Source organism: Arthrobacter sp. GCM10027362, assembly GCF_042679445.1.
Lineage (GTDB): Bacteria > Actinomycetota > Actinomycetes > Actinomycetales > Micrococcaceae > Crystallibacter.
This window is the reverse complement of record NZ_JBHTML010000218.1, coordinates 1-6026: the sequence shown is the minus strand read 5'-3', so window position 1 is coordinate 6026 and position 6026 is coordinate 1. Positions and strand designations below refer to the sequence as shown.

Genomic DNA, 6026 nt, shown 5'->3' with positions numbered 1-6026 from the left:
GTCAGGACAGAGTCGCGTCCCATCCCTCCAGCATCCCGCCGGGAAACCCCTCAGGACAATAAGGAGACACACCCTAGTCCGCGCCGATGATGGCCGCATCCTCGGGGACCGTGTGCGGATCCTCAGCGGGGGCTTGGTGCCGGCGCAGCAGCAGCATCCCGGCCGCGACCACGGAGCATGCGGCGGCGGCCCAGAACGGGGCGGCCATATTGCCGAACCAGACGGCGATGTGGCCGACCAGGATGGCCGACGCCGCGCCGCCCAGCCAGCGCATGAAGTTGTAACCGGCGCTGTTGACCGGACGGGGAGCCGTTCCGGAGCTCATCGCGCTGCCGGTGAACAGGGTGTTCAGCACGCCGGAGACAATACCGGAGGCAATGATGCCGGCCACGACTACCGCCTTGATACCGGTGGCCATGGCCAGCAGGATCACCGCGTAGACGAGCACCGAGGCGATCGCCCCGCCGCGCTCACCAAGCCGGTGCGCGACTTTCGGCGCCAGGAACACGCCGGAGATGGCCACGCAGACACCCCAGCCGAAGAAGACAAAGCCGATGAAGATCGCGCCCTCGCCCAGCACGAACGGCGCCCAGGCGATGATGGCGAAGAAGGCCGCGGTGTAGAACGCCGAGCCGATGGAGGTCAGCAGCAGGTTGCGGTTGCGCAGCGCCAGCAGCGGGTCGATCAGCCGGACCGGCGTCCGGTGCGACTTGTCCGTGTCCTTCGCCAGCATGCCCGTGCAGAGGATGGCCCCCACGGCCATCAGGATGGCGGTACCGGCAAACGGCCCGCGCCAGGAGATGTTGCCCAGCACCGCTCCCAGCAGCGGGCCCACGGCCAGGCCGACGCCGAGCGCCGCTTCGTAGAGCAGGATCGCCCCCTGCTGGCCGCCTGCCGCGGCGCCGACAATCACCGACAGTGCGGTGGCAATGAAAAAGGCGTTGCCCAGGCCCCAGACCGCCCGCAGCCAGATCAGCGTCTCGATGTTCCCGGCCAGTGCACACAGTCCCGCCGCCACCACGATCAGCACCAGGCCGGTGATCAGGGTGTGCTTGGCCCCGAACCGGTAGGACATCACGCCGGTGAGCAGCATCGCGACGACCTGCACACCCAGGTAGGACCCGAAGAGCAGCGTGCTCTGGGACGGATCCGCACCCAACTGTTCGGTCAGGATGTTCAGGATCGGGTCCACCAGGCCGATGCCCATAAACGCGATCACGGCGGCGAAGGCGGTGACCCAGACGGTCTTCGACTGTCCTCGAAGCGCATCCGTCAGTTTCGGATGCGCTTGCTGCACTCCTGCGGCTTTACTCATGATTGCTGTTTCCTTCCAAAGCGAAAGCCGGGTCCGGCACGTCGTCCGGATCGGCGATGTCCAAGGCCACCAGATGCGCCATGGCCGGCACCGCGGCCTCCAGCAGGCGCCGCTCCTGGTCGCTGAGCTTGGCCAGCAGCTCGGCGAACCGCGCATTGCGCTCGGCCACCAGTTCGCCGATCTGAGCGCTGCCCCGGGCCGTGATGCCCACCCGGACGGCCCGGCGGTCCTGCGGGTCCGCGGTCCGTTCCACCAGGCCGAGCTTGACCAGCCGGGCCACCACGCTGGTAGCGGTGGGCATCCGCACGCCCTCGATTGAGGCGAGCTCACCCATCCGCAGGGGTCCGCGGTCCAGCAGGGTGGTGAGCACGGAGGACTGCGCGGCGGTGATATCCCACCCCGGACTGCGCCGGCGGACCATCTGGTACACCCGGGTCAACAGCGGCCGCAGCTGCCGGGAAAGTTCCATGGATCCTTCGATGTTCATACTTAGACATTCTAACTATTAGCGTTGCAAACCAAAACTCTTCGCGACGAACCTCACAATCCGCCCGCCCCGGCCGTCTGCCGTGCAGGGATGGGAGAAAATACAGGGACAACGAAGGAGCGCCATGACCCGCGTACACACCGTGATGGATTCCCCGCTCGGCGAACTGACCCTCGTGGCCGGGCTCGGGGGCCTGTGCGCGCTCTACTTCCCCGGCCACAGGCGGCTGCCGGAGGTTTCGGCCCTGGGCGCGCGCTGCGAAGACGGCTTCGGTGACGCCAAGCGCCAACTCGCCGAATACTTCGCCGGCGAGCGCACCGGATTCGACCTGCCGCTGGCCCCGGCCGGCGATGCCTTCCAGCTCAAGGTCTGGGACCTGCTGCGGAGAATCCCGTACGGACAGACCCGCACCTACGGCCAGCTGGCCAGGCAGTTGGGCGGTCCGCACCTGGCCCGGGCCGTGGGCAACGCCAACGGCAGGAACCCGATCTCGATTGTGGTCCCCTGCCACCGGGTCATCGGCGCGGACGGGGCGCTGGTGGGCTACGCCGGCGGACTGGAGCGCAAGCGCTTCCTGCTGGAGCTGGAAGAGGCACCGGAGGCCAGGGCCGCCAGGCTTTTCTAAGCGAAGCCTGACCAATCACCTGATCGCAGCGTCTGCAGAGTGTGGAGATGAAACCCTTCGAGCAGCTGGTCGCAGACCACGGCGCCACGGTGCTGCGCATCTGCCGCGTGGTGCTGGGCCCGGGTCCGGACGCCGAGGACGCCTGGTCGGAGACATTCCTCTCCGCATTCAAGGCCTATCCGGACCTGCCGGCCGACGCGAACCACGAAGCATGGCTGGTGACCATCGCCCGCCGCAAGGCCATCGACGTCATCCGCGCCCGAACCCGTCTCCCGGTTCCTGCGGCCGGCCTTCCCGAGGTGCCTTCCCCGCATGGCAACCCCGGGAACAGCGACGGCGCGCTGTGGCACGCCGTCGCCGCACTGCCGCTGCGCCAGCGCGAGGCCATTGCCTACCACTACCTGGCCGGCATTCCCTACAAGGAAGCGGCCGAGCTGACCGGCTCCACCCCGGCGGCCATGCGCCGGGCCGCCGCCGACGGCGTGGCCAAGCTGCGCCTGATCTACGAATCCCCCACCCAGTCCCCCGCCGCGCAAGGAGCAGTGCCATGACCGCCCCGGATCCCGTCGTCGACCCTATGCTGGCTCCGCTGGCCGCGCCGGACCCGGCGCTGCTGGACCGGCTGCACGCCCGGCTCGAGGCCGGCGCCGCCGCGGCCGGCAGCCTGGACATTGCCTACTCCGTCACCGGCAGCCCGGTGGGTCCGCTGCTGCTGGCAGCGACGGAGCGGGGCCTGGTCCGCGTCGCCTTCGCGGGAGAAAACCACGACGCCGTTTTGGCCGCACTGGCCGACAGGGTCAGCCCGCGCATCCTGCGTGCACCGTCAAGGCTGGCCGAGGCCGTCCGGCAGCTGGATGAATACTTCGCCGGCACCCGGCGGACGTTCGAGCTGCCGCTGGACCGCAGGCTGTCCAAGGGCTTCCGGCTCAGCGTGCTGGAGCACCTGCCCCGGATTGGTTACGGACGCACGGAAAGCTACGCCCAGGTGGCCGCCGCCGTCGGCAGCCCGAAGGCGGTCCGCGCCGTCGGCACCGCCTGCGCCACCAACCCGCTGCCCGTCGTCGTGCCCTGCCACCGGGTGCTGCGCACGGACGGCACCTACGGCGGCTACCTGGGCGGGCCGGCTGTCAAGGCCTACCTGCTGGGCCTGGAGGCGGCCGCGTGAGCACTCTCTTCGGCCCGGCCCCGACACAACCGGTCGAGATCGCCCCCGGGGCCGTGCATATCGCCGGCTGGCTGGACCTGGCCCGGCAGCGGGAGCTGGTCGAGGCCTGCCGGAGCTTCGGCCGCGGTCCGGTCCCCTACCGGGCCGCGAAACTGCCCGGCGGGCACGAGATGAGCGTGCAGACCCTGTGCCTGGGCTGGCACTGGCAGCCGTACCGGTACACGCGCACTGCCGACGACGTCAACGGCGCCCGCGTGCCGGATTTCCCGGACTGGCTGGCCGAGTGGGGCCGGCGGGCGTTGGCCGACGCGTACGGGGATCCGGCGGCCGCCGCGGGCTACCGGCCGGACACCGCGCTGATCAACTTCTATACCGACAGCGCCAGGATGGGGATGCACCAGGACAAGGATGAACGGGCGGACTTCCCCGTGGTCTCGCTCAGCGTGGGCGATGACTGCCTCTTCCGTTTTGGCAATACCACCACACGGACCAAGCCCTACACCGATCTCCGGCTGCGCTCCGGGGACCTGTTCGTCTTCGGCGGCCCGGCCCGGTTTGCCTACCACGGCGTGCCCAGGATCTACCCCGGCACCGCCGACCCGGCCTGCGGGCTGGCTTCCGGCAGGCTGAATTTGACCCTGCGCGTGACCGGGCTGGCCTGAGCCCCGTGCAAGAATGGGCGGCAGGCACCGCTGCCGGAAGGGAACGCGTCACCGATGGAACCCATGAACCCCGCAGTGCCCGGGGTCGTACTCTGCGACGACGGCCTGGCCCGGCCGGCTTGGGCCGCCGCGGATCCGCTGCTGCGCGAGTACTACGACACCGAATGGGGCATGCCGGTGCGCGGTGAACAGGCGGTCTACGAGCGGATCTGCCTGGAAGGATTCCAGGCCGGGCTGTCCTGGGCCACCATCCTGCGCAAGCGCCCGGCGTTCCGCGAGGCTTTCGCCGGCTTCGACCCGGACACGGTAGCCGCCTACGGCGACGACGACGTCGAACGCCTGATGCGGAACGCCGGCATTGTCCGCAACCGGGCGAAGATCAAGGCGGCCATCACCAACGCCGGTGCCACGATCGCCCTGCGCGCGGAGGGCGGTCTCAGCGACTTTGTCTGGTCCTTCCAGCCGGCCGCCACCCCGGTACCACGGACCCCCGAGGAGGTTCCCACCACGTCGCCGGAATCCGTGGCCTTGTCCAAGGCGCTGCGCCGACGCGGCTTCGCCTTCGTCGGGCCGACCACCATGTTCGCGCTGATGGAGGCCATCGGCATGGTGGATACCCATCTGGTCGGCAGCCACCGCCGGGGCAGCTCCGGCATCTGGCCCGGCGCACCGGACGGCAGTGGCGCCGGTGCCGAACTGCCCCGCACATGGAACGATAGCCTCAAGGGCCGCACCGGCCGCCGCTGACGCATGAAGGAGACCCCATGACGATCCTTGTCGCCTACGTCCCCCGCCCCGAAGGCCGCGCCGCCGTCGACAAGGGCATCGAACTGGCCAAAGCCAGCGGCGAAAAACTGCTGGTCATCAACGCCGGGGCCGGCGTCGGTCCGCTGCAGAGTTCCAGCATCGCCGATACCACCGACATCGAGAACCTCGAGGCCAAGCTGCGCAGTTCCGGGGCAGACGCCGAGTTCCGCCAGTACGTGCGCGGCAATACCCCCGCCGAAGAGGTCCTGGACATCGCCGAAGCAGAGAACGCCTCGCTGATCGTGCTGGGCCTGCGCAAACGCAGCCCGGTGGGCAAGCTGATCATGGGATCCGTGGCCCAGACCATCCTGCTCCAGGCCACCTGCCCGGTCCTGGCCGTCAAGGCCGGCTGACCCGCCTCCGATGGACACCGTGCTGCCGGTGCACGGCCCGTTCGACGCCGCCGCCGCGCTGGGCGCACTCGCCGCCCACGCAGTGCCGGGCCTGGAGCTTGTGGACCCGGCTGCCGGCACGTGCACCCGGCTCTTCCCCACCGGCGGCGGCATCGTCCGAGCCACTCTCCGGCTGGGTTCCGGCAGCATCACGCTGCACACGGTCCCGGCGGCCGGCAACCCCGCCGCGCCCTGCCGGTCCACCGCGGAAGCCACGGCAGAGGTCGCGGCCGCGGTGCGCGGCTGGCTGGACCTCGACGCCGATGTTGCATTGGTGGCCCGGGTGCTGGGGCCGGATCCGCTGCTGGGACCGCTGGTGGCAGCCCGGCCCGGCCTGCGCATCACCGGCTACCTGGATGGCTTCGAAGGGGCCGTCTGCACCGTGCTCAGGCAGCACGTCTCGCTCACGGCCGCACGGACCTTTACCGCCCGGCTGGTCGCCGCCTTCGGCACGGCCGGGCCCGCCCCGGATGGGCTGCGGCTGTTCCCCACCGCAGTGGCTCTGGCCGCGGCCGGACCGGAGGCCATCCGCGCAGCAACAGGGCTGACCGGCGCCCGGGCCCAGACCGTGCA

At 70.2% G+C, this 6026-nt stretch carries 9 protein-coding genes; 7 read left to right on the top strand and 2 right to left on the bottom strand.

Annotated elements, in window-relative coordinates; genetic code table 11:
• Positions 1 to 73: 73 nt before the first annotated feature.
• A complete protein-coding gene (locus ACFQ36_RS20025) occupies positions 74 to 1315 on the bottom strand; it encodes an MFS transporter (protein WP_377016852.1) in 1242 nt (413 codons plus the stop codon).
• Positions 1308 to 1802, bottom strand: a complete 495-nt coding sequence (locus tag ACFQ36_RS20020; RefSeq protein ID WP_377016850.1) for a MarR family winged helix-turn-helix transcriptional regulator — start codon at positions 1800 to 1802, stop codon at positions 1308 to 1310. Before ACFQ36_RS20020 ends, ACFQ36_RS20025 begins: the two co-directional genes overlap by 8 nt.
• A 124-nt stretch (positions 1803 to 1926) precedes the next feature.
• Here ACFQ36_RS20020 and ACFQ36_RS20015 point away from each other — a divergent pair, with 124 nt between their 5' ends.
• From ACFQ36_RS20015 to ACFQ36_RS19985, 7 genes are all read left to right on the top strand, one after another.
• Positions 1927 to 2427 carry a methylated-DNA--[protein]-cysteine S-methyltransferase gene (locus tag ACFQ36_RS20015; protein WP_377016848.1) on the top strand — a complete coding sequence of 167 codons (501 nt, stop codon included), beginning with the start codon at positions 1927 to 1929 and terminating at the stop codon, positions 2425 to 2427.
• A 47-nt stretch (positions 2428 to 2474) separates the two neighbouring features.
• Positions 2475 to 2978: an RNA polymerase sigma factor gene (locus tag ACFQ36_RS20010; RefSeq protein ID WP_377016846.1), complete on the top strand. Its 504-nt coding sequence runs from the start codon at positions 2475 to 2477 to the stop codon at positions 2976 to 2978.
• On the top strand, positions 2975 to 3592 hold the full coding sequence (locus ACFQ36_RS20005) for a methylated-DNA--[protein]-cysteine S-methyltransferase (protein WP_377016844.1): 618 nt from the start codon (positions 2975 to 2977) through the stop codon (positions 3590 to 3592). The genes ACFQ36_RS20010 and ACFQ36_RS20005 overlap by 4 nt, the downstream gene beginning before the upstream one ends.
• Complete coding sequence (locus ACFQ36_RS20000) at positions 3589 to 4254, top strand: alpha-ketoglutarate-dependent dioxygenase AlkB family protein (RefSeq protein WP_377016842.1); 666 nt, start codon at positions 3589 to 3591, stop codon at positions 4252 to 4254. Before ACFQ36_RS20005 ends, ACFQ36_RS20000 begins: the two co-directional genes overlap by 4 nt.
• Positions 4255 to 4317: 63 nt before the next feature.
• Complete coding sequence (locus tag ACFQ36_RS19995; protein ID WP_377016840.1) at positions 4318 to 5001, top strand: DNA-3-methyladenine glycosylase I; 684 nt, start codon at positions 4318 to 4320, stop codon at positions 4999 to 5001.
• 17 nt (positions 5002 to 5018) lie between these two features.
• A complete protein-coding gene (locus tag ACFQ36_RS19990) occupies positions 5019 to 5414 on the top strand; it encodes a universal stress protein (RefSeq protein WP_377016838.1) in 396 nt (131 codons plus the stop codon).
• 10 nt (positions 5415 to 5424) lie between these two features.
• The coding region (locus tag ACFQ36_RS19985) for a DNA-3-methyladenine glycosylase family protein (RefSeq protein WP_377016837.1) at positions 5425 to 6026 on the top strand (602 nt) is incomplete at its 3' end.